Below are 302 nucleotides of genomic sequence, written 5' to 3' on the forward strand. Positions count from 1 at the left end.
CCCTCGCCTCCTACCTGGAACGCCACGCCGGTCTCGTCTCCGAACACCCCGTCCTCTTCGACCGCTTCCTCGACGACGCCGTCGAGATCGACGTCGACGCCCGCGACGACGGCACCGTGCTCTACCTCGGCGGCGTCATGGAACACATCGAGGAAGCCGGCATCCACACCGGCGACTCCGCCTCCGCACTGCCCCCGATCACCCTCGGCGGCCACGACATCAAGCGCCTGCGGACCTCGACCGAGGCGATCGCCCGCGGCGTGGGCGTCCGCGGACTGATCAACATCCAGTTCGCCCTGTCC

Annotated in this window: 1 protein-coding gene; it reads left to right on the plus strand. The window is 69.5% G+C overall.

Annotated elements, in window-relative coordinates:
• Positions 1-302, plus strand: a 302-nt coding sequence (locus PUR56_RS00025; protein WP_329947314.1) for an ATP-binding protein, incomplete at both ends; no start/stop codon positions are given.

It is taken from the genome of Streptomyces sp. BE303 (assembly GCF_036290945.1).
Taxonomy (GTDB): Bacteria; Actinomycetota; Actinomycetes; order Streptomycetales; family Streptomycetaceae; genus Kitasatospora.